Genomic DNA, 24,469 nt, shown 5'->3' with positions numbered 1-24,469 from the left:
TCTTAACTCTTACCTAAATAACAATGGAAAAAACACAAATCATCCGCAATAGCCTACTAAAAGCCGTTTCCTACGAAACCTATCGTAATCTAATAGATAAGTACGAAGCCGAAGGTAAATCAAGTGGGGAAGAACAGACCGAAGAGCGTGTGTACTACACAGCTCTCAACCAAAAACGCTACAAACGTTTGGATAAAACTATAGAGATACCCGAAGAAAAAGCACAATTCTTTATAAATTATCCTAAAAGCGTTTGTTTGTTAGTGATTACTGAAAGTTGGTGTGCCGATGCAGCTCAAATTGTACCTGTGGTACATAAAATAGCTGAACTCAACCCTAAAATTACTATGAAACTCGTTTTTAGAGATGAAAACGAAGCTTTGATGAACCTTTTTCTTACCAATGGCGGCAAAGCAATTCCTATAGTAGTGTTTTTAGACTTAGAGGATAAGGTACTAGCACATTGGGGATCTCGCCCATCGGTCGCTACCAAAATGGTAGAAGAGGAAAAAGCTAAAAATGGCAAACTCTCTACTGAGTTCAAAGAAAACCTACAAAGATGGTATAACCAAGATAAAGGTGCTACCATTGTAGATGATTTCAAAAAGATTTTAGAAACTATATAATAATAATTTTAATATGAAAAAACTTACGTTTGTTGCAATAGCAGCTTTTGCTTTCTTTTCAGCTACTGCCCAAGAAGAAACTTCTATGCGTACTACTACACGTACTACTACTCAAGTAACTCCTGTAGAAGCAGTACAAGAAGAAAAAATCCCTACTACTCTGTCTGAACAATTTCAGTATATGGTAGATAGATCAAACTCTTATGAGAGATTCAAACTGATTGACAAAACTAAATTAGCAACCTTTCAACGCAGTATGAACGATAGTATCAACAGTGTGAAGTCTCGACTTGAAGCTGAAAAACAAACCGTAAAAATACACGAAAATACTATCAAAACCCTCAACAATAATATCACAGAGCTACAAACAGCACTTGATGAAACTAAAAACCAAAAAGATAGTATGAACTTCTTCGGAGCTTTGCTTTCTAAAGGGCTCTACAATACTATTATGTGGGGAATTGTGGTTGTTTTGACAGTATTGCTTGTTTTCTATATCTATAGATATGCTAACGGAAATGTAGTTACTAAAAAATCCATCAGTGACTTAGCCGAATTGCAAGAAGAGTACGAAAACTATCGCAAAGCAGCTATAGAACGCGAGCAAAAAGTGCGTCGCCAGTTGCAGGACGAAATAAATAAACACCGTTAAACCAATGCGTATTGATATTATATCGGTAGTCCCTGAAATAATAGAGAGCCCCTTTGCCTACTCTATTATGAAGCGTGCTATTGATAAACGATTAGTGGAAGTGCATTTCCACAATCTACACGACTATGCTAATAATGCTTATCGTCAAGTAGATGATTATCAGTTTGGTGGAGGAGCAGGAATGGTGTTGATGATAGAACCTATCGATAAGTGTATTTCAGCCTTAAAAGCCGAAAGAGATTATGACGAGGTGATATTCCTCACCCCCGATGGCGATACACTCCAGCAAAAGATGGCTAATCAGCTTTCGTTAGCTGAAAATATTATCATATTATGTGGGCACTTCAAAGGGGTAGACCAGCGTGTGCGCGACTATTTTATCACTAAAGAAATCTCCATAGGAGACTATGTGCTTTCAGGGGGAGAATTAGGAGCTGCTGTACTCTGCGATGCAATTATTCGCCTCATACCTGGTGTCCTCTCCGACGAAACTTCAGCTCTCACCGATTCATTTCAGGACAATCTGTTAGCACCCCCCGTCTATACACGTCCTGCTAACTACAAAGGTTGGGAAGTACCCGAAATCCTTACTAGCGGTAATATACCTAAAATAGAACAATGGCGGGAAGATATGGCTTATAAACACACTAAAGCCAAACGCCCTGATCTGTTGAAATAACAAAAGAATAACTTAAAAATAATCCTTATGAATAGAAACTTAGCTTACACTTATGGAGCTTCAGATGTATCTCTTTTAGGAGAAACAATCGACCAGAACCTCCGTCGAACAGTAGAAAAATTTCCTCACAAAGAGGCGCTTATCTCTGTACATCAAAACTATAGAGTTACTTACACCGAGTTTTATGAGCAAGTAACAGCAGTAGCCAAAGGGCTCATCGCTTTAGGTGTAAAGCCAGGTGATAGGGTAGGTATTTGGTCGCCTAATTGCTATGAGTGGACGCTCTTGCAGTATGCCACAGCCAAAATAGGAGCGATAATGGTGAATATCAATCCTGCTTATCGTACCAGCGAACTGATTTATGTAATCAATCAATCAGGGATATCATACATCTTTGCTGCCCCTCAGTTTAAAAGTAGTAATTATAAAAAGATGATAGACGATGCGCGTGAGTTCACTGAAACTTTGCGTAAAGAAGTGTATTGGGGAGAGAGCTGGCAACATTTCTTAGTACGCGGTGAAAAAGTCACTGACGAGAAACTACTTTCTTTTGAAGAGAAAGTGCAGTTTGATGACCCCGTAAATATACAATATACTTCAGGAACTACGGGCAACCCCAAAGGCGTTACACTTTCTCACCACAATATCCTCAATAACGGTTATTTTATAGGTATCCGAATGAATTATACTGAAAAAGATAGAGTGTGTATTCCTGTACCTTTTTACCACTGTTTCGGAATGGTAATCGGCAATATTGCCTGCACAACGCACGGTGCTACAATGGTAATCCCTAATGATAGTTTCGATGCTACCAAAACTCTCGAAGCAATAGAAAAAGAAAAGTGTACATCGCTCTATGGAGTGCCAACAATGTTCATTTCTGAACTTTATATATTAGACAAACATCCTTACGATTTGTCAAGTTTGCGTACAGGTGTAATGGCAGGAGCTTTGTGTCCTCCCGAGATTATGAAACGCGTGAAAGAGCAAATGAATATGCACGAAATCACGATATGTTATGGTATGACCGAAACATCTCCCGTATCTACACAAACCAAGATAGGGGCGCCTTTTGAGAAACAAATTCACTCAGTGGGTACTATCCACGACCATTTGGAAATTAAGATTATCAACCCCGAGACTAAAGCAATTGTAAAACGAGGAGAAAATGGTGAACTCTGTACGCGTGGCTATTCGGTGATGTTGAAGTACTGGAATAGTCCGCAGGCTACACAACAGGTGATAGATGAACAACGCTGGATGCACTCAGGTGATTTGGCAATGATGGATGAAGATGGTTATATCCATATTTCAGGTCGTATCAAAGATTTGATCATTCGCGGTGGTGAGAACATTTCTCCTAAAGAAATAGAGGACTTCCTCTATACGTATGTAGGCGTAATGGACGCTCAAGTGATTGGGGTACCAAGCAAGAAATACGGTGAAGAGGTAATGGCTTGGATCAAACCTAAAGAAGGAGTTATCCTCACCGAACAAGAACTTCACGATTTTTGTAAGGGTCGTATTGCCCACTATAAAGTACCTCGTTATTGGAAATTTGTAGACGAATTTCCAATGACTATCTCGGGTAAAATACGCAAGGTGGAAATGCGTGAAATATCTGCAAGAGAACTTGGTTTAGATACCGAAGAAGAATTATAGATAAAAAGGATCAATAGTTTTTGTAACTAAACTATTTGCTATCAAGAGTTGGTTTTCTGGTAAAGCCAACTCTTTATTTTTGGTAATCAAATCATCGGTTTGAGCTATGAGAGCATAGAGATAATCGGTGATAGAATGCACCCAGCAGCTGATTGGTATTTTGGCAATAGCGCGCAATTGGCGGAGAAGTGCAATCATTTCAAAACTATTCGCAGGACTATCTACTAAAATGCGCAGTTTGTCGTTAAAAGGTAACTCTCTGATAAAATCTTGTTGAGTACTATTTTCTAAAAGAAGGGAAGCAGGAATATAAATGTATGTTTCTTCACAAGTAAGTACTTGAGGTAATTCCTCTAAAGTACTAACTACCATTAGTTCATCGGTGATAATGCGCAAAGGGGGTACTTCTTTTAAATACCCCATTGCGTGAAATCCGCGTTCATAAGGTGGTACGCCAGCTATGGCATTATGTGTTTTTGTCATAGTCTTCTTTTTTTAAGCGTTTTTCAAAAGGTTCCCACAAGCGTTTGAGCTCTAATACTTCAGATGATTTTTTTTTACTAAAAGGATAGAAATCCCAATCTTTACGGCTGTATAAATCTATAGGAGGTAAGGAACTACATTGTTTATTAAAATGAGCCTGTTCTTGTTGTGCTTTGTTCTTGATTTCCCTTACCAAACTAAAATTTTTTGTGATAGCCGAAAGTCCCCCTTTTTTTGTAATCTGCTCTAACATCACAAGGGCTTTTTTGTACATTTCATAACTGAGACTTTCTATAGCATACATCCCATTGAGAAGAGTTGCATTGCGTGTAGCTGTGATGTTTTGAATGGTTACTACATTCGCTTTTTCAGTGTTTAGGTTGTTATTTTTAAAGAAAAGAGGATTTTTAGACAGTAGATAATCAGTACCTCCTAACACGGCAGCTTCATAAGCTAATTGTACATAGTTTTCATTGTACGATGATTTCAGTAGCGATAAACCTCTACTTGATACTTCAGCGATGAGGCAAAGGGGTGGGGTAGGGGCTTGCTCACTTAGTAACCGACGAAAAGCGCGCAATTTAGCTATTTCTAATAAAAAAGTGCCTCCCACTGCTACTTTTACATTGAGTACATCAGCAGTGTGAGGATTTTCTTTGATTTGGGCTACCCCAAAGGCAATTTGTTGCACCATTGAGGCACCTGCTTTTTGGTAAATTGTAGTATCAATAGCAAATGAGTTAGTAAATAAATACTGCAAGTTTGCAGGTAGCCATTCTTCTACATCTTTTTGAGTAAGTTTAGGATGTATATCCAACAAAAAGAAAGATACCGATTGGTCTTGCCAAAAAGCGATACGCTTGAGTGTTGCTTCTTTATCAGATATGAAAAGAGAGACAGCTACTTGCGTTTTAGTGTTGATAGCATAAGGACTTTTTATATTTTCAGCAGTGTAAAAAGGCAAAATAGGAATATCTTCTGCTGAAGTGAATATAAGCGACTCGTAGTCTCTTCCCTCCAGCAGATATTGCAATTGTTGTTTCCATTGTTTTGCAACGATATCCATTCCTATTTATCTATTACCTAACACCTATAGTTTCTCGCTCTATCCTTTTGCTTTTTCGTTAGGGCGCAATACCATACGATAAGATTGGTCTTTACTGATATAATAACCTACCCAGTTGTATAAAGCTCTCATTTTGTTACGGAAGTTTACCAGTGACATAATGTGTATAAACGCCCATATAGCCCACGCGATAAAGCCTTTGAGGAAGATATTCTTAGGCAAATCGGCGACGGCTTGGTTACGACCAATGATTGCCATTGAACCTTTATCTACATAACTAAAAGGGGTAGGATTTATAAAATCTTTATTGAAGTTCTTTCCTAAGTTGTTTGCTTGTTGTATGGCTACTTGCGCAAGCTGAGGGTGACCTTCAGGGAAGTTCGGGTCGGCAGTCATAATGCTTGAGTCGCCTACTGCATAGATGTTATCAAAGCCCTCCATTTTGTTATAAGCATCAGTTTTCATACGTCGCCCACGACCCAAGTGTTGCTTGTCGTCAATACCTTTGAAGGTTTTAGCCGAAATCCCCGCTGCCCATATTAGGTTACGAGCATCAAGCACTGTACCGTCCGAAAGGTATACTTCGTCATTCAGAAAATCGGTTACCTGTACTCCTAATTTGAGTTTTACACCTTTTTTAAGCAAGATTTTTTCGGTATATGCTTGGGCTTTTTTGCTCATAGGAGCAAGTACGGTGTTTTGTCCGTCGATGAGATAAATATCACCTAAATCGTCATAAGTAAGCTCAGGGTAATCCTTGCGCATAATGTTCTGTTTCATTTCAGCAAAGATGCCTGATAACTCTACCCCAGTAGGACCTGCTCCTGCAATAGCAAAAGAGAGTAGCTTACGGCGCAATTCTTTATCCTCAGTACGGGTAGCGCGCTCCAAACGGGTGTATACTAAGTTGCGAAGCATAAGGGCGTCGCCTACAGTTTTCATAGGCATTGCTTTTTCTTCTACATCTTTGTTACCAAAGAAGTTTGATTCAGCTCCCGTAGCCATTACCAATACATCATAATGCAGTTCTCCATTGCTCAAAATAATTTTGTTTTCTGAAGGAACAACTTCTTGTAAGGTAGCCATCCTAAAACGTGCATTTTTATACTTTCGGAATAGGCGACGGAAAGGGTAGGAGATAGATGACGGCTCCATAAATCCTGCTGCCAATTGGTATAATAAAGGTGGAAAGAAGTTGTAGTTATTCATATCCACCAAGGTAATTTTATATTTTCCAGAACGGTTCAACACTTTTACTAACTCTAAGCCAGCAAAGCCACCGCCTACAATTACGATATGTTTTTTGTTTTCCATAATAATTATTGTTAATTAGCCGATTTGATAATGACTAATTATTGTTTTTATTATCTTTATTATTAAAATTATAAACTATTTTTCATTTTCGTTGTTTTCCTCCTCTTCTTCTTTTGGGAAAATCTCAATCTTAGGCTCTTTGATAGTTTCTTTGTTAGACAAGCTGCGTTCTAACGACAAAAGCAAACTTGGTAAGAGCAATAAGTTGGTCATCATTGCGAAGAGCAAAGTAGCCGATATGAGTCCGCCGAGGGCTTTGGTACCTCCAAAACTTGAGAGTAAGAATACCGAGAAACCGCAGAGCAGTACAATAGAGGTATAGAACATACTTACTCCTGTTTCGCGTAAAGCAGCATATACTGATTTGCTAATCTTCCAATTGCGCGCTACCAATTCCAAGCGGTATTTAGCCAAGAAGTGAATGGTATCGTCTACCGAAATACCAAAGGCAATACTGAACACAAGGATAGTAGAAGGCTTGAGCGGAATGCCAAAATAGCCCATCAACCCTGCAGTGATAAGAAGAGGTAAGAGGTTAGGGATAAGCGAGATAACTATCATTTTGAACGAGCGGAACATATATGCCATAATGAGAGCGATGAGCAAAATGGCTAAAGCTAACGACCAAATAAGGTTGGTAGCTAAATAGTTTGTTCCTTTGGTAAATAAATAGGCTTTTCCTGTTATTTTTACATCAAAACGATCGCTAGGGAAGAGCTTTTGGGCTTTGGTGTAGATGTTTTCCTCTATTTGTTGCATCTTTTCAGTACCAATATCCTTCATAAAGGTAGTGATACGTGCTGTTTGTCCTAAAGAATCTACATAAGCAGAAAGCATATTGGCATTGCCTTTAGAGTTCTTTACATACGAAAGAATGAAATTTTGCTCTTGAGCAGTAGGTAAACTATAATATTTAGGGTTGCCGTTGTAATAGGCTTGTTTGGCGTATTTTACTAAGTTTACTAATGAAAGAGGTTTTGATATTTCAGGGATTTCCTCAATATGAGTGCAGAGTTCATCAATGCGTTTGAGGTTAGCTAATTTAGTAACGCCATTTTTTTGTTTAGTATTAATGGTGATTTCCAAAGGCATAATTCCTCCATAATTTTTCTCAAAGAAGCCAATATCATCAAAGAAAGCAGCTGATTTAGGCATATCTTCAATGAGACTCCCTGAAATTTTAATTTTGTAAATACCTATGATACTCAAAATGAGCAATGCAATAGCTGTTATAAATACCGCAATGCGATGGTGTTTAACTGTATTTTCAATGAATTTGATGAGTCCACCAATCCAGTTGCGGTGCAAATGCCTAAGGTGTTTTTCCTTAGGAATACTCATATAGCTATAAATAATGGGGATAACCAATAGAGAGATGAAGAAAATAGACACTACATTGATAGAAGCAATCACACCAAATTGTTTGAGCAAAGTACTTTCAGTAAAAATGAAGGTAGCAAAACCGATAGCCGTGGTAAGATTGGTGAGCAGGGTTACATTGCCCACGTTGCGGATAACTCTAATAAGCGACTTGGCTTGGTTGCCGTGCTTACTAATTTCTTGCTGATATTTATTAATTAGAAACACACAGTTAGGGATACCAATTACAATCACTAACGGTGGAATAAGTCCTGTGAGAATAGTAATTTCGTAGCCGAAAAGTCCCAAAAATCCAAAAACCCACATTACCGCAATAGATACAACGCCCATAGAGATGAACATTGCCCTGAATGAACGGAAGAAGAAAAAGAAAATGGCTGAGGTAGAAAGTAAGGCAGCCAAGATAAATAGCCCTATCTCATCCATTATATTTTGAGCGCTAAGGGTACGAATATAAGGCATACCCGAAGTATGCACTTTGAGTCCAGTTTGCTGTTCAAATTTTTCTACAATGGGAATAAAATCGTTGAGGATAAAATCCTTGCGAGCTTGTGTATTGACAATCTTCTTGTTCATATACACAGCTGTTTGTAAGGTGTTATTTTTCTTGTTGTAGATCAGACCTTCGTAGAAAGGCAATTTTTCGGAGAGTATTTGCTGGAGACTATCAGCTTGAGCTTGAGTTTTTACTTCTCCTTCAATGAATTTATGAGTAACAAAGCGCTGCTGAGCAGTGTCCTTTACCAAGATAGGGAGGTTATTAATAGAGATAACTGCGTCTATTTGTTTAAATTGCTTCAGTTCGTTACTGAGGGCAATCCATTTGTTGAGCACCTTGGGCGTATAGATTTTTTCATCGTCTAACGCCATTAATATCAAGTTACCTTCTTCACCAAACTTATTGAGGAAGTGTTTGTACTCCATATTCACAGGGTGATCATCGGGGAGCATATTCGCTTCAGTGAAGGTAAAGCGAACGTTCTTCCACTGAGAAGCTAAGCCTCCAGTGATAGCAATTATGAGTAGTAGAAAAGCAATTCGGTTGCGCAATATTAAGCCAGCTATGGTACTCCAAAAACTGGCTTTTATCCATTTAAACATTTTGGGTCTCTTCTTTAAATTAGCGCGCAAAAATAAGAATAATTTGCCAATTAGCAAATTTAAGTTAGACCTTTCTATTCATTAGCTTTAGGGCAAATTCTTTTAGATAATGGCGTTTTTCATCGCTGATGGTGAGCTCGGTGAGTGCACTAAGGGCTCTACGGGTAGTGTGCTCTATTTCTTGACGTACAGCTGTAGTTGCTCCAGTGGCTTCGAATAATGCTTTTACTGAGTTGATTTTCTGCTGACTATCTTCAGTAGTAGCGTAGTGTTGTAACAGTGTTTTTCGCTGTTGTTCATCGGCTAATTTTAAGGCAGTTAGATAAAGAATTGTCTTTTTATTTTCAATGATATCACCACCTATACGTTTGCCAAAAGACTCATCGCCAAAAGTGTCTAAATAATCATCTTGCAGTTGGAATGCTAAACCTAATTCTTCACCAAAAGTATAGATTGGCATTTGGTTTTCAGGAGAAGCATTAGCTATGATAACCCCCATTTGTAAAGCAGCCCCTATGAGTACAGCTGTTTTGTAGCGTATCATCTGTAAATAATCGGGGATACTTACTTCGGTTTGAGTTTCAAAATCCATATCCCATTGTTGTCCTTCACATACTTGTAAAGCAGTACGTGAAAGTATTTTAGTAAGAAGAGAAAAAACCTCAGTAGGATAGTCGTCTAATAATTGATAGGCTTTAACCAGCATTGCATCGCCAGATAGGATAGCAATATTGGTGTTCCATTTTTTGTGTACAGTAGTCTCTCCACGTCGTAAAGAAGCCTTGTCCATAATATCATCGTGAACGAGGGAAAAATTATGGAATATTTCTATAGCCATAGCTGCATTGAGAGCTTTGTGGTAATCGACATCAAAAAGATCAGTTGCTATGAGAGTGAGGATAGGGCGCAATCGTTTGCCTCCCAATTGCAAAATGTAACGCATAGGTTCATACAAATTGCGGGGTTCTTTTACGAAAAGTTTAGAGTTGAGATGATCTAAGAAGGCTTCTCTGTATTGTTCTACTGTTTTCATAGGGCGGATTTTTTTAGTTGTTGGATTACCGTTCTCACCGATACAAAACCTATTTTTTCTTCAGGGATTTCTTGTAGTTTGAACCATTCTAAGGCTTTGATTTCGTCGGGAGCAACTATGTGTACTTGTTCTTCAGCTAATTTGCACTCGAAGAAAATATCCATAGTGCGGTAAGGTACGTTTTTGTACAGATAGTTGTTGGGAAAGGTAGTGATAAATCGCAATTGTTCAGGCTTTATAATCATTCCCATTTCCTCTTTTACTTCACGGCAAGCAGCTTCTTGAGCAGTTTCCTCGGGGTCGATAAATCCTCCTGGGAGGTCTAGTTTGCCTTTGTCGGGATCCATATTGCGCACTGTAAAGAGTATTTTATCTTGGTGACGAAACACTACAGCTACAGCAGCAGCAATATTATGAAAATAGGTAAAACCACAATTGTGGCAGAGAAAGCGTACGTTGTTAGGGAACTCTATATGAGTAGAAGTACAATTAGGACAATGTTTAAAAATACTTTCCATAAAAAATAGTAATGTATAAAATCAGGCGACAAATATAGTGAAAAAAGTATTATACTCAGTATAAAAATTCTTTTTTAGTTGAATTAATATGAAAGAGACTGTCTAAAAAAGTTAAAACTAAACTTTTTAGACAGCCTCTTTTTGTAAGAAAATCTATTTACTAAATATTATTTCTTTTTAGCAGCTTTTTCAGCTTTAGCAGCGTCTTGAGCAGCTTTCATTGCGGCACGAGATACTCTTATCTGGCAAACTACAGTGTTATCTGGGTGCATAATTTTGTAGTTTTCTTGAGCTAATTTAGTAACATATAATTTGTTACCCATTTCCAAACCTGAAATGTTTACAGGAACGAAGTCAGGCAAGTTATCAGGAAGTGCTTTTACTTTGAGTTTGCGGTTAACAATACGCAAAGTACCACCAGCCATAATACCAGGAGAAGTTCCTTCGATTTGGATAGGCACTTCAATAGTGATTTCTTTGTTCTTGTTTAACTGATAGAAATCGATGTGGATGATTTTATCAGTTACAGGGTCAAACTGAATGTCTTGCAGAATGGCATCGTAAGTTTTACCATTTAATTCAATCGCAGCGGTGTATACATTAGGAGTGTACACGATGTTTTTGAATGCTAATTCAGGTGCTGAAAAATGCAGAACATTGTCTCCTCCGTATAGTACGCAAGGAACCTGTCCAGCATTACGTAAGGCTTTGCTAGCTGCTTTGCCTACGCTTTCTCTTTGAGATCCTTTGATTGTAATTGATTTCATTTATTTATATATAGTTATTAAGTTACTTATTTTTAATTAATCCCTAATTTTTACATTATAAATTTAGAACTGATAGGTTCATTGTGGTGTACTTTGTGCATTACGTCGGCGAATAGTTCAGCACAACTCAATACTTTTATTTTGCTTGAAGGTTGTTTTAGAGGTATTGAATCAGTTACGATTAATTCTTCTAAAGCTGAATTTTCTATACGTTCGTGAGCATTGCCACTGAGGATAGGGTGAGTAGCAACAGCTCTTACACTTACAGCACCTCTATCTTTCATTAGTTGGGCAGCTTTTACTAAGGTGCCAGCAGTATCAACCATATCATCGACTAATACTACATTTTTACCTTCTACATCCCCAATAAGTTCCATTGTTTCAATCACATTGGCTTGTTTGCGCTGTTTGTAGCAAATTACTACATCACATTTTAAAAACTTAGAATACGCATAGGCTCTTTTAGAACCACCCATATCAGGTGAAGCGATACACAAGTTATTTAAATTCAAACTTTGCAAATAAGGCAAAAAAATACTTGAAGCAAAAAGGTGATCTACGGGGCGTTCAAAGAAACCTTGAATTTGGTCGGCGTGCAAGTCCATTGTCATAATACGAGTAGCACCTGCCGCTTGTAAAAGGTTAGCAACCAATTTTGCTCCAATGGGCACTCTAGGTTTATCTTTTCTATCTTGGCGAGCCCAACCGAAGTAAGGCATTACCGCAGTGATATGGCGTGCTGAAGCGCGTTTGGCAGCGTCTATCATTAGTAAAAGCTCCATTAAATTATCCGAATTAGGGAAAGTAGAGCATATTAAGAAAACGCGTGCTCCTCTAATTGATTCCTCAAAAGAGGGCTGAAACTCGCCATCACTATAATAAGATAGTTTAACTTCACCGAGCTGAGTGCCGTATTTTTCTGCAATTTTCTCAGCGAGTTCTATGCTTTTAGAACAAGCGAAGATTTTTGAATTAGGGATGGTTTCACTAAACATTTTTATCAGTAAGCATTAAGGTATAAAAACTTCTAATTTTTCAGGGCGCAAAATTACAAATATTAATGATAATAGCAACTATAACCCTAAAAAATATTCTGTTTATTATTTTTTTTCTTGGCTACGGCGTTTTTTCTCAGCTTTTAAAAGAGAAAGCTCGCGTCCTGTTTGTCCAGCTACTGAGGTGTTTTCTTCAGCACGGCGTATTAAGTAAGGCATTACTTCGCGTACGGGGCCAAAAGGCAAATATTTAGCGATATTATAGCCTTCTTTAGAAGCATTGAAACTGATATGGTCACTCATTCCGTATAGTTGAGCTATCCACACGCGTTTGTCGTTAGGTTGTAGTCCTTTTTCTTTCATTAAGTCCATTATCAAAGCTGCACTTTCTTCGTTGTGAGTACCTGCAAAGAGTGCAATTCGGTCGATATGTTCAATAATATATCGTACAACAGCATTGTAATTATCATCAGTAGCTTGCTTGTTAGGGCAGATAGGGGTAGGGTATCCTTGTTCGGCAGCGCGTTCATTTTCTTTTTCCATATAGGCGCCTCGTACGATTTTTACACCTATATAAAATCCTTTGTTTACGGCGCGTTCATAGAGTCCTTTTAGATAAGGTAAACGATCGTGACGATACATTTGCAAGGTGTTGTACACAATAGCTTCTTCTTTGTTGTACTTTTCCATCATTTCTTCTACGAGGTCATCGGCAGCGGTTTGCATCCAGCTTTCTTCAGCATCTACTAAGATAGGAATTTTGTAGTTATAAGCACGTTTACAAGCAGCATCAAAACGCGCTTTGATGCGTTCCCATTCATTTGTTTCCGCATCGGTAAGAGCTTTTTTCTCAGTAATTTTTTGGAAGATAGCAAAACGGCCAAAACCTGTAGGTTTAAACACTACAATAGGAATGCCTTCATCGCGGTGGAGGTTGCCAAAATCAATGGTTTCCATCGTCTTTTCAAAAGTAGCTTCGATAGAAGTTTCTTCATCTTTTCCTTCTACTGAGTAATCAAGTACAGAGCCAACACCTTTTTGGTGCATTTTTTTGATTACAGGTAGACAGTCTTGTTCGGAGATGCCACCACAGAATTGTTTGAAAACTGTGCGCTTGATAAGACCTTCTATAGGCAAACGCAGTTTTAAAGAGAAGTTGGTGAGGGCGGTGCCTAAACGAGTAAGAGTGTTACTACCTATGAGTTTAAAGAGGCGGTAAGCCCAATTGAGTTCAGATTGGCTTTTAAGAGCAAAAGCCGTTTGAGTGTCGGAGAAACGTGTACTCATAACAATTTTACAATTAACGGTTGATGAGGCAAAAGTAATATTTTTATTTTGATTGTGCAAATTTTAATTTCGTTTTTCCATAAAAAAGAAAAATAGAGAAGATTTTAGAGTTGTTTTTAGAAAGAGTGATTTATCAAAGTTTAGTGCTTTAATAAATTTATTACATTGATAATCAGTTTTTTTTGTGTGTTTGATGATAAAAAGGAAGATCTATCTAAATTTTAGAAAGCTTTTTGTTCTTTTATTCGGGATATTTGCTGGTATCTTGATAGATATTAAAAATACCTTTAATAATCTCCTTCTATCTTATCTACTACATAGGTCACAAAATAAGGGTATCTCTTCATAGTTTAGGTACTACTTTATTTTATAAGGTAATTCCATATTCAGAAGCAACATCATTAATCATAACATCAAAATCATCACATTCCTCGAAAGGAGTATTACGAGCTTCTATTTTATCAAGAAAAGCTACTAATCTTGGCGTCATTTCAATAGGCTGAGGTATGTCCTCTTCTTGAATGATAGAGACATTTAAAGACCTTATAAAATCTTTTATTGAATTTAATTTACCTACATCAGAGGTAGCGAATGTTACAGCTGTTTCCATAGTCAAATATTTTTAAGGGTTACGTAAAAGCAAAAAAATCACTACTTATAAGTAGTGATTAAGGGTTGTACTCGGAGCGGGACTGTAACCACGTATTTACAAGGCTTTTGTAAGTGCTTAATTTTTAGTATGTAATTATATGAAAAACAGATATTTAAAGAGTGTTTTAGTAGTGTGCGGTGATTGTATGATATTGTATAAAATTGCATATTTTCGGCTAATTTTCGGCTAATTTTCGGCTAACTTTTTGGAGGTGTATTTTTTTATTTTTATCTTTGCGGTGTTTTTAAAAATAGTGGTTGTAATATGGTTATAAAATTCATTCTTCAAAGCAAAAGTGATAACGCTCCTATATACGTGCGTTTAATCATTAGTAGAGATAAAGACTACAAATGTAAAACGGGGCTATTTATAGACCCTAAAGCGTGGAGCGTGGCAAAGCAACTGCCAAAGACTACTGCAATAGAGCATAAAAATACAGCAATAGACCTGAACGCCTTGCGGCAATTCATTGAAAAGTGTGTAAACCTATCAGACCAACGGGGCGAGGTGATTAATACACAATGGTTAAAAGACAAAGTGGATATACACTTTAAACGAATAACAGATACCGCAACAAAGCAAAGCGACCTAATTACTGAACTAATAGACCATATCATTCAAAACCACTCGACACGTAAAAACGGACGAGGAACGCTCGGTATATCTGTTAGCCGAGTAAAAGCCTATCACACCCTCAAAAGCATTTTTATAGACTATCAGGCGTACACCCGCAAACGATACAAGGCAAAGGATATAAACACTCCCTTTGAAAAAGTGTTTTTGGGCTGGCTAATGAATGAAAGAGGGTATAAAGATAGTTATGCTTTAAAAATTATTGATAACCTGAAAGCAGTATGTAACGAGGCGCAAGCGTTGGGAATGGAAACCAGCCCGCAACTGACAAAAGTAGGAAAGGGAACGCCTGACAAAGAAACGCCCGTGTATCTTAATGCGTTGGACTTGGAAAGGGTGCGTGGTTGTGTGATTGAAAATAAAAGTTTGGATAACGCCCGCAAATGGTTATTATTGGGGTGCTTGTTAGGACAACGCGGGGGCGACTTGTTAGACCTTACAGAAAGCAATTTTGTACAGCATATTGACGGGGTGGAGTATGTAGAACTTAAACAACAAAAGACGGGCAAAATAGCACGCATTCCGATTGTTGGAGCATTGCAGGAAATAAACACTATCAGGAATAACGGACTCCCTTACAAAATATCGGTACAGAAGTTTGACCAGTATATAAAGCAGGTATGCAAATTGGCGGGTATTAACGAACTTATCGAGCATTCCAAAGTGTGTATGGTGGACGATAAGGGTAATATTATAGAGCAGGACGATAAGGGTAACTACGCCAGTAAGGGAGTGAAAAGAACGGTTAAGGGCGTGTTTGAGAAGTGGCAATTGGTAGGCTCTCACACGTGTAGGCGTTCATTTGCGACAAACCTATATGGCAAATTGGAGACGGCTTTTATTATGCAAATGACAGGACACACAAAGGAAAGCACGTTTTTAGCGTACATAGGCAAAACCGCAACGGACTACCTACTGCAAACGGCTAATAGGCTGCAAGAGTTGGAGGCGGTAAACGTACCTACATTAAAACCTTTGAGGACGAAAATAGGATAATAAAAAAATTCGTAAAGATATGACAAAAACAGAAATACGACAAAAGTGGTTATTTAATGAACTTAGAAAATACCCTATGAATGGTTATAGAGACTTTCTAACAATGTATATAGCGACTTTTGGAAAGTCTGAAAGGACTTTTGTACGCGATTGGAAAGAGGCTCAAAAAAAGTTAAAGGCGTGGAATAGCAAGGTAATGGACACCCTAATTGCAAAGGAAGTGGCAAAGGGTGTAGAAGAGGAAAAAACGTATTCGCTGACACGTTTGGAGGTGTTGCAATATCTTTCAGATATAGCAAGGGGCGAGCCGTACGATACAGACGAGGGCAAAGTATACCCTACATTTAGAGACCAGTTGCGAGCAATTGAACAACTTGCAAAAATGGAGGGGTGGAACGCCCCCACAAAGCAGGAGTTTAAGGGTGATTTTGAGGTTACTGGTATTAAGGTAGTATGGGAGGGTGAACCTCAATAATATTGAATAACGTTTTTAAAAAATTGTGGTAAAATGAATATATTAGAAGATATATTAGAAACAGAAGAAAATATTAAAAAAGAATCTTTTACAGATTATTTATATCAAAATGTTTTTGATAAAGATGATAAGATAAAAGATAATGCTGAAAAATTTACAATTGATTATATTTTAGTTGTTAGAGAGTCTAAAAATACAGACCGTGATAATATTAAAAAGATTATCAAACACGGTTATAATGGTGAAACGCTCAAAAAAGAACAACTTATAAAAAAGTGTACAGACAACTATAATATATCTATGTTAAAAAGGTTGTCTGAACAAATACAACAATGGGTAAAAACTCTCAATGGTGTTATTTGGTTAGTAGAAGAGGTTTTTAGCGCACGTTATGAGGAAAGGGGCAAAGGAATACTATCAATGCCTGAAGTAGGGAAAATGTTAGATGAAGGCAAATCGTGTGTGAAATTGAAAAATGAACTTGTAGAGTTAGGTAACGAAATAAATACTACTATATTACAGCAGGAAAGCACCGCAACGCCTCCACCTCCTGAACCTGAATTGATAGACTTTTCAGAGGATATGGATACAAAAACGAGACTTGCTATATTGCAGGAGTTGGGTATTTTTGATTACCTAATAAAAACAGCATATCCGATTAACAACGCTAATAAAATAGCCTCTTTATTGAGCGCTATTATAGGGGGTGAAGCAAAGACTTTACAAACTTATATAAACCCGATTATTAGCCCCGATACAGACCAACGAAATGCACCCAAAAAGATACATAAAGAGAAAGCACGGCAAATATTACAGAAGTTAGGCTATGTCGCTAAGAAGTTATAAAACATTCTAATTGCTTATATACAAAGGCTTTAAGGTTATTCCTTAGAGCCTTTTTCGTTTTTATTATTATTCATTCATTCTTTTTAAGTACTACTTAATTTTTACCTAATATTCCTTTGCACCGCAAACAAATAAAAACAATCATTAGAAAAATGGAAACAGTACAATTTATTCAAACTACCCCCGCGCAATTACAAGCAATGATTTTGGAGGGGGTGCGTGCTGAACTTAAAGAACTAAAAAAAGATTTTCAGCCAAAAGAACCAACGGAGTACCTAACACGTAAGGAGGTGCAAAAAATGCTTAATATCAATATGAGTACTTTGCACCATTGGACGAAGCAAGGGAAGTTAAAAGCGTACGGTATAGGTGCGCGTATATACTACAAACGGCACGAGGTAGATAGTGCCCTAATACGGCTAAAAGAGGGGTAAAAACAAACAAAGAGGCACGTAGCCCCTTTGTATGCGTTTTTAAAAATTGTGGGTGTGCAAATTCACACGTGGCAAAGGTATGAATCTTTTTTAATAAAAAAAAATAATTATGATAGAGTTGTATATAAACGGACAAAAGTCAGATGTAAAACAAAAGCCGTTTACCTACACTTTGCAGGTAAATGATATGTTTAATTTCGACACTCGTGAAGTGTCGTATTCAGAAACTATATACCTACCTACTACCCCTACCAATAATATTATTTTCGGATTTGCAAACGAACCTCTTAGTGACAAGGTCGAAGCATACAAGACTCACAAGGTCGATTATTATGTTAATGGTATTCCAATAGTACAGAATGCTATCGGCTACCTAATTGGCGAACGTGATAATTACTACATATTCGAGTTTAAGGATAGGGCATTACAACTATACCAATTCTTGCGAAATAGAGATATTAAAGGATTAGTTGGTTTGTTAGATGATAACGCTAAAAGGACAATATCTAATATTAAAGATCAGCACGATTACTACAATGATGAATCTGATTTATTGTATTTAATTGGCAACTATGGGGACGATGCTGCAATAACTGACAGCAAAGGAGAAAATCTAATTGAATATGATTTTGACAACACTCCCTTATCTATAAGATTGGATAGGATATTCAGAATCGTTCAAAGTATGAGTGGTATTACATTCGAGGGTGATATTTTTAAAACTGGTGAATGGAAAAATACATTTATAGCATCTTCAAACATTAAATATAATGATAACATTGAGGGAGACTCTTTTAATGCCACCTATGAGGGAGGAGGAATTGACGAGGGAATGTCTTATCAAAATGGTGGTAAGTGGGGATTTAAGGAAGAAAATAAAACCTTTAAATTAAGGTGGTTAAGGCTTAGCGCCCCCTACATAGTAAAAGAAAGAGGATAGTATAAAATTACTATCACTATCAATAATCTAAATACTACTGGGAATATAGAAGCCGAAATAGGTATGCTTTTCAGTTTATTAGGTACAGAGAGAAAAGACACTAAAAAGGTAGTAGTTAAGGGGGATAGTAGCATTCCTCAATATAATAGGGAATTTATAGTACCACTTTCAAAGGGTGAGACTGTTTTATTCTTTTACTACTCAAAAAATATAGGGGAATATCCTACACCGAGCATTCTATATAATGACGGTATTACCTTAAAAATTGAAAAGGTAAAGCGTAATGATGATATAGATATTCTATTAACCGATTTTGCATTAACAGACCTTTTTAAGGAGGTTTTTAGGATATTTTCTATTACTCCAATAAGAGACAGAAAAACTGGTGATTATCATTTCTACACACTGAACGAATTAGTAAATGCGCCTGAATTACAATGGAGCGATAAGTTTGTAAGAGTTAAGGAGGGTATGTATCACAATTTAAGTTACGGACAAAAAAACAATTTCGTTTATAAAAAATATGATGACGAAAATGCGTACAAGCAGGAACGCAATGACTCTTTTTTGTTTTTTAATGACAATTATTTGCCTGAACGCAAAGACTTTCAAAGTAAGTTTTATAGTCCTTTTAATGATTATACTTTATTAAAGGGGCAAAATGTAGGTATAGAGAATATGGAATTCTTTGTAAAAGAACTAAAGAAAGATAAAGACGGTAACATAACAGCCGAATATAAAGAAAAAACAGCGCGCTGGCATATTCTTAATTACTACTCATCAAATGCAAGTGTTTTACTAAAATTAAAGTCAAAAATAGAAAGCGAATATAGTGAGGGATACAAGTTTGCGAGTTTTAGTTTCTTTAAGTGGCAAAATTTACTTAACACTTATTACAAAGATTTGCCCCGCTTATTGGAACACCCTTACATTGTTACCGTTGAATTTGCTTTAAACGAAATAGATATATACGAATTTTCTTTTTTTTCACGTATATACGTTGAACAACTTGGGGGCTACTTTTTGCTTAACAAAATAAAGTACAAGGCGGGCGCGGTGGCTGAAGTGGAAATGATTAAAATCAATTAAAAAAAACACCCTCCCCGTATCTGGGGAGGGGTGTTAATAGGCTCAAAAGGTTAGCCGTTGCCGTGCTACTGTCCAAAATTGGACAATAGTAGCCGTTGCGGTGCATATCCCTGGCAACCTACTCCTGAATGCTTTCAGGCGGGGTGCTTTGGGACTTTTGGAAATTGAGTGTACCGACCTCTAATAATACCCCGTTATCGTCTTTGATAAATAAGGGGCGTTTAAAAGTGCTTTTCGTAGGCTCTATTAAGTCCCTTACATCTACATCAAGAACGTTTGCCAACTCAATAAGCACCTTTAATGAAGGATTACCAGTAATGCGAGCGTTTAATGCTTGGTAGGTTATACCTAACATATTAGCCAAATCGTTTAAAGCAATACCCTTTTCTTTTGCAATCTCTTTTATTCGTAACATAGCATTTAAATATTAGTTATTAGGGCGCAAAGATAGTAAAATAAAACTATACTTTTATATTAATCAAAAAAAATAAAAAAATAATTTGCAAAAAACTTGTATATATAAAATTATAGTTTTATCTTTGCATCGTAAAAGTAAAACAATAATTTTAAACACTATGAAAAAGCAAGTAACAAATAACGATTTTAGAAGCAAGGTATTTAAAGAAGCGCACCGCCTTTATAACGAGTTGCGCCCCGTGTATCGCACCTTTGCAAGTGCTTTAAAGGCTGCTTGGCAAAGTTACCGATTAAGACACCCTAAAAAGAGCAAAAAGGTAACCGCAACGCCTGAACGTATCGAGCAAATAGCCCGTAACATTAACGCATTTAATACTTGTTATCAGTACATAGACGGGGGTAATACAGCGGGCTATACTTGGGGCTTTTGGAATGATTTAGATAATAAACTGCATACCATATTGAGCAGCCTACACAAGCGAAGCCTTAACAAAGTAATAGCCCTTTGCACACCAGCACAAGCACAATATTTTAACTTAGTATAATAACCTTTAAACATAATAAGAAAATGAGAATTTTAAACAGCAATCTTTTTAAAAACATTGCCTTTGAATTAGTATCAGAGGCTACAGAAAATGCGTACGTGGTAGGTGATATTTTAGATTTTCACGACAGTACTGGTACAGAGTTTAACATACCCTTGTACATTATCGAGGGGCTACATAGTGGACACCGCCTTAATACTTTTTTTGAGGAGGCGAACCTCCCTAAATTAAACTTATCGCCTTATTACAAAGTAATGAAAATGGCAATGCAGGGGGTAGCGTTACAACAAAGCGAGGTTGTGGAGTTTTTAACGTTAGTGTCCAATCTTTGGGACTGGCAGGATAAATTACACAACGTTTTAGCATCGTTGGATATAGTACCGCATTACACCCTTATCGGTTATGTAATGGGACTCACCAACGGAGACGAGTCAAACGGTACGGTGGTAACCTCTGAAGCGTTCAGTAGTTTAATTTGTGCATTCTTTGACGGGGGTATAAATATAGATACTTTTTTCAGAGAGTGCGATAACCTTAAAAACAAATAAAGCAATGGGACACGAAATTATAATACATTCATTTAACAAGTTAGAGACCTCCAACAAGTTTAAGGAGGTGAAGCATTTCGAGCGTTTTTGGATAAGTGGTAACGAAGCAAAGACACGCATTAAAGACTTTGCAAACATATCACTACAAAGGCACTTTAACAAGTCACAAAGCGTTTATTTTTGGTATAAAAACGCTTCAATGAATAACGGCAAGCGTGGCAAATGGAGCGACCCAATTACGGGGCTATTTGCTACAAACCACAACTTAATTTATTTTGGTGATATATCAGAAAAGCAGGCGAACGGCTACACGCGCAAAGTGTCGTTTTTGTTTTTCGTGTTTAAATACGATAACAGCAGAATGGTAATTTTTGAATACCCCAATTATTACCCGCCTGCCAACGAGGTAGGAGCGTTCATTAGTAGCCAAATAGGGCACATAAAAAAGACTTTAGGGCTATGATTGACTATTTTAAGGCATTTATCAATTACCGCAACGATACCCGCTTTCAGGAACTCAAAGAGGCGGGTATTTTTGCCGTTGCGGTTGAGACTACCGATACAGACACGGGCGAGGTAAAAGAGGCGTATTTGTACAAAAATATGAATATCACCCCAACGGGCACGGGCTTTGTGCTTGCAGGTAGTTTGCATAAGTATCGTAGTATTATCAAAGATATTGCCACCAGTGCGCAAATAGATAAATATAAGGGCTACAATGGTGATCTATTCACCTTGCAGGATATTACGGACACAATTACGCACCTTTGCGGGGTGCTTGATATTAGCCCGCACGTTTGCACCTTGCAAAATATTGAGATAGGCGTTAATAACGTGGTTACCTTTGCGCCCTTTGATTTTCTCAAAGGGGTACTATATCACCGCAACGATTACAGCCCTACCATAAAGCACGGGGGTAATTATATTCAGTTTGAGCACGCACAATATTACATTAAACTTTATAACAAGGGTAGGCAATACGAACTACCTAACGAGGTGATAAGGGTGGAAATTAAAGTAATGAAAATGCAAAAACTAATCGAGGCGGGTATAAACATTAGCACCCTTGCAGATATTAACGAAACGACTTTAAAGCAGGCGTTTGATTTGCTTTATAGCGAGTTTAACGAGGTGATTTATTACGATTATAGCCTAAAAACGGAGGGACTAACAGAGGCAAAGAAGCGCAAAGTGTTAGAGTACCAAAATAGAACATTTTGGGAGGGGCTAACCTATAAGCAACGATATAAAGAAAGAGACCGATTAAACACCCTAATTGAGAAGTATTCGGATAACTATAAGGGGCAAATACAACGGCAAATGATAGCGGGGTATAACGCCACGATTGAGGGCAAAGCAGGTGATTATACACTACCAGCAACACCGCAACCAACGGAGGCAAATCAGGAGGTAAAAAACGACCTACAAAATGAAAAAAGTATCACAATCTTACCGACCCCTAAAAACCAAAAAGAGGGTATAAACTTACCGACCTATCAGGACACCCCTAAAAACCAAAAAGAGGGTATAAACTTACCGTTTAAGTATAGTGTAAGAACGTTCCCAGAGGGGTTAAAAAAAGAGGGTAAAAAATCAGACTCAAAAGACACCAAAAAAACACCTCAAAAAGAGGTTAAAAACGGGGTGGCAAATTTGGATAAAAAAACACCTCAAAAAACAGACCTTAAACCGTTATCAAAAGACTACCCGCGTAAGTGTGTTATAACGGGCATAAGTTTAGAGTTAGAAAAAGAGAATGCGCGTTATATTCGTACGAATACTATAATGCACGTAAAAGAGACAGACGAGCATTTATATTCATTGCTTTGTAGTTTGTTATTACCACACACGGGGGTTAAACCAGTTTTTGAGAAAACTATCATAAACCAGTTGGCGAAGCAAGTGCGCAATCGTTATTATAACAAATCAGAAGGCACAAGGGCTATAATGCAGGGGAGTGATTTAAAAAATCAATTATCATTAGATTTATAAAAATTCAAAAAAAAAACGATTTATGGAAAACAAAGCAAAAGTTAGAATTACGACAAAAGTACACAAAGAGGCGTGTTTTTGGTTTGTATCATTAGAAATTGAGGTTACCCCCAAAGAGGGCGAACCTACAAAAGTCCGTGCGATATTAGACACGGACGAGGCAACTGAATTGATAAATAAGATTAAGTTTGCTAACTACACGGCAAAAAGTCAGAACTTGAAAAACGTGTAGCACTATTCAGAAACGCACGGAAACGGCTTAATTTTTGATTATCACCCGTATAGTAATACACCATATCACAAAGAACGAAATAATGAAAAATTGACTTGTTTTTTTTATTGTGTTTTTATGTTATTATATTTTTACCCTTGCTTATATTTGAGCAGGGGTATTTTTTTAGATTTACAGTTAAAAATCACTTGTTATTCTTTTCGTTTTTCAAGCGATTAGGGTATTTTATGCGCCTTATAAAAAAGGCAAATCAGGAACAAATATTTTTTCGTTTTTGAAGCGATTGTAAATTTTTGCCTCTTTATAAAAGCAAATGCTTTTTTTTGATTTTTGTCGCCTTTATAAAAAAGCACACTCAGAACTGAGGAAGACTGCTAAATAATCAGCACTGCTCAAAATTGAGCATACCTTAAAAGGTTGCAACCTATCAGGGCAAAAGGTTGTAAGTTGCAACCTAACATCCAAACAGAACTAACTAACAGCAGGGCTACGCAAAAGGTGCTTTTTATAGTTTTTAATATAGTTGGAGGTGATCATCATTCAATATTTTTCAAAATACCCCGCCCCGTGTATGTTTATTCTCTTTTGTCAGTAGGTATGCAGTAAATGGCAGTATTTTTAAACACGTAGAAGTTACGTGTTAAGTGTGGGAGATAAAAAGAACAAGTGTTAAAAAACGTACACTTGTATAAAGTCAGGAGGCAATCATAAAACAGTGGAATTTTTACGCCTTATAAAAAAGAAAAAATCACTACCTATAACGAGGCGGTGATTTTATTTTTTTATAGTTACATTCAGGAGGTAAAAAAACACCCCTGAAAAATGGTTTTTTGAAAGTTTTCGGCTAAATGTCGGCTAAATCAGCCCTTAAAAAAATAAAACCCTTTGAATTTCAAAGGGTTATAGTTGAGGGTTGTACTCGGAGCGGGACTTGAACCCGCACAGGCATTACTGCCCACTGGATTTTAAGTCCAGCGTGTCTACCGATTCCACCATCCGAGCCTTTATGATAGACATAAAAAAAGAGCGAAAAACGGGGTTCGAACCCGCGACCTCAACCTTGGCAAGGTTGCGCTCTACCAACTGAGCTATTTTCGCATATAAATT

General features: G+C 37.2%; 26 protein-coding genes and 2 tRNA genes. 15 read left to right on the top strand and 13 right to left on the bottom strand.

Annotated features, from left to right (window positions below):
* Window positions 1-23: 23 nt before the first annotated feature.
* From I7X29_RS04110 to I7X29_RS04095, 4 genes are read left to right on the top strand one after another with little or no spacing between them, the layout of a single operon-like run.
* Entirely contained in the window at window positions 24-626 is a 603-nt protein-coding gene (locus I7X29_RS04110; protein WP_198472934.1) for a thioredoxin family protein, read from the top strand.
* A 13-nt stretch (window positions 627-639) separates the two neighbouring features.
* Window positions 640-1,278, top strand: a complete 639-nt coding sequence (locus I7X29_RS04105; RefSeq protein WP_198472933.1) for a hypothetical protein — start codon at window positions 640-642, stop codon at window positions 1,276-1,278.
* Between the two features lie 4 nt (window positions 1,279-1,282).
* The gene (gene trmD, locus I7X29_RS04100; protein WP_198472932.1) at window positions 1,283-1,957 is read left to right on the top strand and encodes a tRNA (guanosine(37)-N1)-methyltransferase TrmD; all 675 of its coding nucleotides are present in this window, start codon (window positions 1,283-1,285) and stop codon (window positions 1,955-1,957) included.
* A 27-nt stretch (window positions 1,958-1,984) separates the two neighbouring features.
* Window positions 1,985-3,619, top strand: a complete 1,635-nt coding sequence (locus I7X29_RS04095) for an AMP-binding protein (protein WP_198472931.1) — start codon at window positions 1,985-1,987, stop codon at window positions 3,617-3,619.
* On the opposite strand, the gene I7X29_RS04090 is transcribed toward I7X29_RS04095, so the two are convergent.
* The 10 genes from I7X29_RS04090 to I7X29_RS04045 all read right to left on the bottom strand — a co-directional run bounded on the left by I7X29_RS04090 (window position 3,614) and on the right by I7X29_RS04045 (window position 14,173).
* Window positions 3,614-4,102, bottom strand: a complete 489-nt coding sequence (locus I7X29_RS04090) for a hypothetical protein (RefSeq protein ID WP_198472930.1) — start codon at window positions 4,100-4,102, stop codon at window positions 3,614-3,616. The genes I7X29_RS04095 and I7X29_RS04090 overlap by 6 nt on opposite strands.
* On the bottom strand, window positions 4,086-5,168 hold the full coding sequence (locus tag I7X29_RS04085; RefSeq protein WP_198472929.1) for a methylmalonyl-CoA mutase family protein: 1,083 nt from the start codon (window positions 5,166-5,168) through the stop codon (window positions 4,086-4,088). The genes I7X29_RS04090 and I7X29_RS04085 overlap by 17 nt, the downstream gene beginning before the upstream one ends.
* Window positions 5,169-5,207: 39 nt before the next feature.
* Window positions 5,208-6,482 (bottom strand): NAD(P)/FAD-dependent oxidoreductase, encoded by a 1,275-nt coding sequence (locus I7X29_RS04080; RefSeq protein WP_198472928.1) that lies wholly within the window; start codon window positions 6,480-6,482, stop codon window positions 5,208-5,210.
* A 75-nt stretch (window positions 6,483-6,557) separates the two neighbouring features.
* Window positions 6,558-8,963, bottom strand: coding sequence for an efflux RND transporter permease subunit (locus I7X29_RS04075; protein ID WP_198472927.1), 2,406 nt, complete (start codon window positions 8,961-8,963; stop codon window positions 6,558-6,560).
* A 64-nt stretch (window positions 8,964-9,027) separates the two neighbouring features.
* A complete protein-coding gene (locus tag I7X29_RS04070; RefSeq protein WP_198472926.1) occupies window positions 9,028-9,996 on the bottom strand; it encodes a polyprenyl synthetase family protein in 969 nt (322 codons plus the stop codon).
* Window positions 9,993-10,514, bottom strand: coding sequence for an NUDIX hydrolase (locus I7X29_RS04065; protein ID WP_198472925.1), 522 nt, complete (start codon window positions 10,512-10,514; stop codon window positions 9,993-9,995). Before I7X29_RS04065 ends, I7X29_RS04070 begins: the two co-directional genes overlap by 4 nt.
* 167 nt (window positions 10,515-10,681) lie before the next feature.
* Window positions 10,682-11,281: a 50S ribosomal protein L25/general stress protein Ctc gene (locus tag I7X29_RS04060; RefSeq protein WP_002678801.1), complete on the bottom strand. Its 600-nt coding sequence runs from the start codon at window positions 11,279-11,281 to the stop codon at window positions 10,682-10,684.
* Between the two features lie 50 nt (window positions 11,282-11,331).
* Window positions 11,332-12,276 (bottom strand): ribose-phosphate pyrophosphokinase, encoded by a 945-nt coding sequence (locus I7X29_RS04055; RefSeq protein ID WP_002678647.1) that lies wholly within the window; start codon window positions 12,274-12,276, stop codon window positions 11,332-11,334.
* 105 nt (window positions 12,277-12,381) lie between these two features.
* Window positions 12,382-13,563: a proline dehydrogenase family protein gene (locus I7X29_RS04050; protein WP_198472924.1), complete on the bottom strand. Its 1,182-nt coding sequence runs from the start codon at window positions 13,561-13,563 to the stop codon at window positions 12,382-12,384.
* Window positions 13,564-13,930: 367 nt separating this feature from the next.
* Window positions 13,931-14,173, bottom strand: coding sequence for a hypothetical protein (locus I7X29_RS04045; protein WP_198472923.1), 243 nt, complete (start codon window positions 14,171-14,173; stop codon window positions 13,931-13,933).
* A 306-nt stretch (window positions 14,174-14,479) separates the two neighbouring features.
* On the opposite strand from I7X29_RS04045, the gene I7X29_RS04040 reads away from it, so the two are divergent.
* From I7X29_RS04040 to I7X29_RS04015, 6 genes are all read left to right on the top strand, one after another.
* On the top strand, window positions 14,480-15,844 hold the full coding sequence (locus I7X29_RS04040; protein WP_198472922.1) for a site-specific integrase: 1,365 nt from the start codon (window positions 14,480-14,482) through the stop codon (window positions 15,842-15,844).
* A 19-nt stretch (window positions 15,845-15,863) separates the two neighbouring features.
* Window positions 15,864-16,319 carry a hypothetical protein gene (locus tag I7X29_RS04035; RefSeq protein WP_198472921.1) on the top strand — a complete coding sequence of 152 codons (456 nt, stop codon included), beginning with the start codon at window positions 15,864-15,866 and terminating at the stop codon, window positions 16,317-16,319.
* Between the two features lie 33 nt (window positions 16,320-16,352).
* Window positions 16,353-17,165 carry a hypothetical protein gene (locus I7X29_RS04030; RefSeq protein WP_198472920.1) on the top strand — a complete coding sequence of 271 codons (813 nt, stop codon included), beginning with the start codon at window positions 16,353-16,355 and terminating at the stop codon, window positions 17,163-17,165.
* 152 nt (window positions 17,166-17,317) lie between these two features.
* Window positions 17,318-17,599: a helix-turn-helix domain-containing protein gene (locus I7X29_RS04025; RefSeq protein ID WP_198472919.1), complete on the top strand. Its 282-nt coding sequence runs from the start codon at window positions 17,318-17,320 to the stop codon at window positions 17,597-17,599.
* Between the two features lie 109 nt (window positions 17,600-17,708).
* Entirely contained in the window at window positions 17,709-18,539 is an 831-nt protein-coding gene (locus I7X29_RS04020) for a hypothetical protein (protein ID WP_198472918.1), read from the top strand.
* 63 nt (window positions 18,540-18,602) lie between these two features.
* Window positions 18,603-19,628 (top strand): hypothetical protein, encoded by a 1,026-nt coding sequence (locus tag I7X29_RS04015; RefSeq protein WP_198472917.1) that lies wholly within the window; start codon window positions 18,603-18,605, stop codon window positions 19,626-19,628.
* 118 nt (window positions 19,629-19,746) lie between these two features.
* Here the strand turns inward: I7X29_RS04015 and I7X29_RS04010 are convergent, their stop codons facing one another.
* Window positions 19,747-20,043 carry a helix-turn-helix domain-containing protein gene (locus I7X29_RS04010; RefSeq protein WP_198472916.1) on the bottom strand — a complete coding sequence of 99 codons (297 nt, stop codon included), beginning with the start codon at window positions 20,041-20,043 and terminating at the stop codon, window positions 19,747-19,749.
* A 160-nt stretch (window positions 20,044-20,203) separates the two neighbouring features.
* Between I7X29_RS04010 and I7X29_RS15310 the strand changes: the two genes are divergently transcribed.
* The 5 genes from I7X29_RS15310 to I7X29_RS03985 are packed head-to-tail and all read left to right on the top strand — an operon-like array spanning window position 20,204 to window position 23,362.
* On the top strand, window positions 20,204-20,590 hold the full coding sequence (locus tag I7X29_RS15310) for a hypothetical protein (protein WP_225883652.1): 387 nt from the start codon (window positions 20,204-20,206) through the stop codon (window positions 20,588-20,590).
* A 23-nt stretch (window positions 20,591-20,613) separates the two neighbouring features.
* Complete coding sequence (locus I7X29_RS04000; RefSeq protein ID WP_198472915.1) at window positions 20,614-21,138, top strand: hypothetical protein; 525 nt, start codon at window positions 20,614-20,616, stop codon at window positions 21,136-21,138.
* Window positions 21,139-21,142: 4 nt separating this feature from the next.
* Window positions 21,143-21,601, top strand: a complete 459-nt coding sequence (locus I7X29_RS03995; RefSeq protein WP_198472914.1) for a hypothetical protein — start codon at window positions 21,143-21,145, stop codon at window positions 21,599-21,601.
* Window positions 21,598-23,130 (top strand): hypothetical protein, encoded by a 1,533-nt coding sequence (locus I7X29_RS03990; RefSeq protein WP_198472913.1) that lies wholly within the window; start codon window positions 21,598-21,600, stop codon window positions 23,128-23,130. Before I7X29_RS03995 ends, I7X29_RS03990 begins: the two co-directional genes overlap by 4 nt.
* A gap of 22 nt (window positions 23,131-23,152) precedes the next feature.
* Complete coding sequence (locus I7X29_RS03985) at window positions 23,153-23,362, top strand: hypothetical protein (RefSeq protein ID WP_198472912.1); 210 nt, start codon at window positions 23,153-23,155, stop codon at window positions 23,360-23,362.
* A 916-nt stretch (window positions 23,363-24,278) separates the two neighbouring features.
* Here the strand turns inward: I7X29_RS03985 and I7X29_RS03980 are convergent.
* Window positions 24,279-24,364: transfer RNA gene (locus I7X29_RS03980), tRNA-Leu, on the bottom strand.
* A 23-nt stretch (window positions 24,365-24,387) separates the two neighbouring features.
* A tRNA-Gly gene (locus I7X29_RS03975) sits at window positions 24,388-24,460 on the bottom strand.
* Between the last annotated feature and the right edge of the window lie 9 nt (window positions 24,461-24,469).

Source organism: Capnocytophaga periodontitidis (assembly GCF_016126015.1).
GTDB classification, from domain to species: domain Bacteria; phylum Bacteroidota; class Bacteroidia; order Flavobacteriales; family Flavobacteriaceae; genus Capnocytophaga; species Capnocytophaga periodontitidis.
Note: the sequence above shows the minus strand (reverse complement) of the source record. Positions and strands in the feature narration are given on the sequence as shown.

What these genes read in the sequence shown, in the direction of transcription:
- I7X29_RS04110 (WP_198472934.1), top strand. Translation starts at nt 24, where the DNA reads ATGGAAAAAACACAAATCATCCGCAATAGCCTACTAAAAGCCGTTTCC.
- I7X29_RS04105 (WP_198472933.1), top strand. Translation starts at nt 640, where the DNA reads ATGAAAAAACTTACGTTTGTTGCAATAGCAGCTTTTGCTTTCTTTTCA.
- trmD (WP_198472932.1), top strand. Translation starts at nt 1,283, where the DNA reads ATGCGTATTGATATTATATCGGTAGTCCCTGAAATAATAGAGAGCCCC.
- I7X29_RS04095 (WP_198472931.1), top strand. Translation starts at nt 1,985, where the DNA reads ATGAATAGAAACTTAGCTTACACTTATGGAGCTTCAGATGTATCTCTT.
- I7X29_RS04090 (WP_198472930.1), bottom strand. Translation starts at nt 4,102, where the DNA reads ATGACAAAAACACATAATGCCATAGCTGGCGTACCACCTTATGAACGC.
- I7X29_RS04085 (WP_198472929.1), bottom strand. Translation starts at nt 5,168, where the DNA reads ATGGATATCGTTGCAAAACAATGGAAACAACAATTGCAATATCTGCTG.
- I7X29_RS04080 (WP_198472928.1), bottom strand. Translation starts at nt 6,482, where the DNA reads ATGGAAAACAAAAAACATATCGTAATTGTAGGCGGTGGCTTTGCTGGC.
- I7X29_RS04075 (WP_198472927.1), bottom strand. Translation starts at nt 8,963, where the DNA reads ATGTTTAAATGGATAAAAGCCAGTTTTTGGAGTACCATAGCTGGCTTA.
- I7X29_RS04070 (WP_198472926.1), bottom strand. Translation starts at nt 9,996, where the DNA reads ATGAAAACAGTAGAACAATACAGAGAAGCCTTCTTAGATCATCTCAAC.
- I7X29_RS04065 (WP_198472925.1), bottom strand. Translation starts at nt 10,514, where the DNA reads ATGGAAAGTATTTTTAAACATTGTCCTAATTGTACTTCTACTCATATA.
- I7X29_RS04060 (WP_002678801.1), bottom strand. Translation starts at nt 11,281, where the DNA reads ATGAAATCAATTACAATCAAAGGATCTCAAAGAGAAAGCGTAGGCAAA.
- I7X29_RS04055 (WP_002678647.1), bottom strand. Translation starts at nt 12,276, where the DNA reads ATGTTTAGTGAAACCATCCCTAATTCAAAAATCTTCGCTTGTTCTAAA.
- I7X29_RS04050 (WP_198472924.1), bottom strand. Translation starts at nt 13,563, where the DNA reads ATGAGTACACGTTTCTCCGACACTCAAACGGCTTTTGCTCTTAAAAGC.
- I7X29_RS04045 (WP_198472923.1), bottom strand. Translation starts at nt 14,173, where the DNA reads ATGGAAACAGCTGTAACATTCGCTACCTCTGATGTAGGTAAATTAAAT.
- I7X29_RS04040 (WP_198472922.1), top strand. Translation starts at nt 14,480, where the DNA reads ATGGTTATAAAATTCATTCTTCAAAGCAAAAGTGATAACGCTCCTATA.
- I7X29_RS04035 (WP_198472921.1), top strand. Translation starts at nt 15,864, where the DNA reads ATGACAAAAACAGAAATACGACAAAAGTGGTTATTTAATGAACTTAGA.
- I7X29_RS04030 (WP_198472920.1), top strand. Translation starts at nt 16,353, where the DNA reads ATGAATATATTAGAAGATATATTAGAAACAGAAGAAAATATTAAAAAA.
- I7X29_RS04025 (WP_198472919.1), top strand. Translation starts at nt 17,318, where the DNA reads ATGGAAACAGTACAATTTATTCAAACTACCCCCGCGCAATTACAAGCA.
- I7X29_RS04020 (WP_198472918.1), top strand. Translation starts at nt 17,709, where the DNA reads ATGATAGAGTTGTATATAAACGGACAAAAGTCAGATGTAAAACAAAAG.
- I7X29_RS04015 (WP_198472917.1), top strand. Translation starts at nt 18,603, where the DNA reads ATGCTTTTCAGTTTATTAGGTACAGAGAGAAAAGACACTAAAAAGGTA.
- I7X29_RS04010 (WP_198472916.1), bottom strand. Translation starts at nt 20,043, where the DNA reads ATGTTACGAATAAAAGAGATTGCAAAAGAAAAGGGTATTGCTTTAAAC.
- I7X29_RS15310 (WP_225883652.1), top strand. Translation starts at nt 20,204, where the DNA reads ATGAAAAAGCAAGTAACAAATAACGATTTTAGAAGCAAGGTATTTAAA.
- I7X29_RS04000 (WP_198472915.1), top strand. Translation starts at nt 20,614, where the DNA reads ATGAGAATTTTAAACAGCAATCTTTTTAAAAACATTGCCTTTGAATTA.
- I7X29_RS03995 (WP_198472914.1), top strand. Translation starts at nt 21,143, where the DNA reads ATGGGACACGAAATTATAATACATTCATTTAACAAGTTAGAGACCTCC.
- I7X29_RS03990 (WP_198472913.1), top strand. Translation starts at nt 21,598, where the DNA reads ATGATTGACTATTTTAAGGCATTTATCAATTACCGCAACGATACCCGC.
- I7X29_RS03985 (WP_198472912.1), top strand. Translation starts at nt 23,153, where the DNA reads ATGGAAAACAAAGCAAAAGTTAGAATTACGACAAAAGTACACAAAGAG.